3 protein-coding genes are annotated in these 1,827 nt (G+C 74.9%); all 3 read right to left on the reverse strand.

Going from position 1 to position 1,827, the window contains the following annotated elements:
• Positions 1 to 374, reverse strand: a 374-nt coding sequence (locus CCN39_RS38890) for an ASCH domain-containing protein (RefSeq protein WP_086850926.1), incomplete at its 3' end; no start/stop codon positions are given.
• The gene (locus tag CCN39_RS38895; protein WP_086850928.1) at positions 371 to 1,333 is read right to left on the reverse strand and encodes a 4-(cytidine 5'-diphospho)-2-C-methyl-D-erythritol kinase; all 963 of its coding nucleotides are present in this window, start codon (positions 1,331 to 1,333) and stop codon (positions 371 to 373) included. The genes CCN39_RS38890 and CCN39_RS38895, both read right to left, overlap by 4 nt.
• A 69-nt stretch (positions 1,334 to 1,402) precedes the next feature.
• Positions 1,403 to 1,827: NIL domain-containing protein (locus CCN39_RS38900; protein WP_279629612.1), on the reverse strand; the 425-nt coding region annotated here is incomplete at its 5' end.

A 1,827-nucleotide genomic window follows, 5' to 3' on the forward strand; every position in this document is an offset into this window, starting at 1 on the left:
GCCACGACCATGGTCGTGGCGTCCACGGTGAATTCCGGGTCTTTCAGCGCGGCGCGCATTTCGGGGCTCTGCCAGAACTTCGTGTGGCCGGCGCGCCACTCGGCGACGCTCTTGTCGCCTTCGCCCTCGTCGAGCGCGTGCTGAAGGTCCACTTCGGACAAGGGCAGAACGCGCACCTCGGTGGTCTCGAGGATCGCCACGCCGACCCCGGCCGAGTCGATCATCAGCTCGCGCTCGCCGACCTCGGGCAGCTCTTCGCCGTACGCTTCGTATTCGGCGACCAGGCCGGTGGTCGAAGTCTTGTCCCCGCGCAGGATCGCCGCGACCAGCTTGTCGCGCAGCGGGCCGGGGAACGCGAACTCGGCGTGCTTCACGCGTGCACCCGCGGCGGCGCCGGGCGCGGTGCGTCGTCCCCGCCGACGACCCGGGCGCCGGGGACCGGGCCGTGGGCCACGCGGACCGTCCGGCAGACGCCGGCCCCCGACAGCTCGGCCGCGACCTCCACCGCCGACTGCGCGTCTTCGCAGAGGAACGCGCACGTCGGGCCGGAACCGGAGACCGTGCCCGCGAGCGCGCCCGCGTTGACCCCCGCCCGGAGCGTGCGGCGCAGGTCGGGCCGCAGCGAGACAGCGGCCGCCTGGAGGTCGTTGCCCAGCAGCAGGGCCAGCTGGCGCGGGTCGCCGGAGGCCAGCGCCTCGACGACCGGCGTGTGCGAGCCGATCCGGGGCGGGTTGCCGGCCGCGCGCAGGCGGTCGAGTTCGCCGAACACCTTCGGCGTCGACAGCCCTTCGGCGGCGAAGGCCAGCACCCAGTGGAACGTGTGCCGCGAGAGGACCGGGACCAGCTGCTCGCCGCGGCCGGTGCCCAGCGCCGTGCCGCCGTAGAGCGCGAACGGGACGTCGCTGCCCAGGCCGGCGGCGATCTCGGCCAGCTCGTCGCGGGTGACGTCGAGGTTCCACAGGCTCGCCAGCCCGACCAGCGTCGCGGCCGCGTCGGCACTGCCGCCCGCCATGCCGCCGGCGACCGGGATGCCCTTGCGCAGCACCACCCGGACTTTCGGCTCGCCGGTGCGCCCGACGTGCGCGGCCAGCGCCTCGACGGCCCGCCAGGCCAGGTTCTCGGGGCCGGTCGGGACCGTGCCCTCCCCCTCGCCGTAGACCTCGATGCCGGGGTCATCGGTGACCGCGACGGTCACCTCGTCGGTCAGCGACAGCGCCTGGAACACGGTGACCAGCTCGTGGTAACCGTCTTCACGCAGGTCGTCGACCGACAGGTGCAAGTTGACCTTGGCCGGGACCCGGACGGTGACTGGGGGCGGAACTACGGCGAGCACCCGACCAGCCTACGTGCCCGCGGAAACGCCCCGATGCGACCTGCGCATCGGGGCGTCTCCCGGGTCCGGTCAGGCAGCCGCGACACCCTGCGGGCCGCGCGCGGTGTGCGTGACGTGGCCGCCGCGCTCGGCGACCCAGGCCAGCGCCGCGTCGGCGCGCTCGCCGCGGACACCGAGGCGGAACCGGCCGACCGGCGTGTCGCCGATGCGGGTCAGGCCGCCGCCGATGGTGGCGAACTCGACGTCGAAGCGACCGGCCGCCTCGGGCAGCAGCGCACCCACCGAGGCGAAGCCGACGAGCACGACGTCGGCCGAGCGGTCGTAACGCGCCACCTGCGCGCGGGTCGTCTCGATGGCCGGCAGCAGCGCCTGCGCGGTGCGGCTGGCCGGGTCCGCGATCAGGTCGAGCACCGTGCCGCGCTCGACGACCGTGCCGTCCTCCAGCACCGCGACGTCGTCGCAGACCCGGCGGACCACGCCCGCGTCCGGCGTCG

This window comes from Amycolatopsis kentuckyensis, assembly GCF_002155975.1.
Classification (GTDB): Bacteria; Actinomycetota; Actinomycetes; order Mycobacteriales; family Pseudonocardiaceae; genus Amycolatopsis; species Amycolatopsis kentuckyensis.